A 574-nucleotide genomic window follows, 5' to 3' on the forward strand; every position below is an offset into this window, starting at 1 on the left:
CGAGACGATCATCGGCCGGTCCGTCTCGCGCCGCGGCGTCGTCCCCCGCGCACCGCTCCGGCGGCGGGCCAGATCGGCCTCGAAATCCGCCTCCGAAAGGGAGAGTCCGGCCGGCACTCCATCCATCGAGATGCCGACCTGCGCACCGTGTGACTCGCCCCAGATGGCGAGCCGGAAATTCACTCCGTATTGATTCATGCTCTGTTCTGTTTTAGTCGGCCGGGACTCACGATTCGCGGACCCGGGCCAGATCCTCGAAGAAGGTCGGATAGCTCTTGGCCACCGACTCGGCCCCTTCGATCGTCACCTCGCCGTCGGCCCTCAGCGCCGCCACGGCCAGCGACATGGCCATGCGGTGATCGCCGTGGCTCTGCGTGCGGGCGGCATGGATCGCCCCGCCGCGGATACGCATGACATCCTCTTCCGAGAGGTCGACCTCGATGCCCAGCCGGCCGTACTCCTCGCAGATGGCCTCGGCGCGGTTGCACTCCTTGTATTCGAGGCGCGACGTGCCGCGGATCGTGCTCACCCCTTCGGCTGCGGCGGCCAGCGCGGCCAGCGCCGGGAAGAGGTC

At 68.3% G+C, this 574-nt stretch carries 1 protein-coding gene and 1 pseudogene; both read right to left on the reverse strand.

Features of this window, described 5'->3' with window-relative positions; all coding sequences use genetic code 11:
- Positions 1-198 (reverse strand): chorismate synthase (locus tag B5E60_RS13600; RefSeq protein WP_143260789.1); only part of this gene is annotated, 198 nt, incomplete at its 3' end.
- Between the two features lie 28 nt (positions 199-226).
- Positions 227-574, reverse strand: a pseudogene (locus B5E60_RS13605) (3-phosphoshikimate 1-carboxyvinyltransferase); the annotation flags it as partial.

It is taken from the genome of Alistipes sp. An116 (genome assembly GCF_002161005.1).
GTDB lineage: Bacteria > Bacteroidota > Bacteroidia > Bacteroidales > Rikenellaceae > Alistipes > Alistipes megaguti.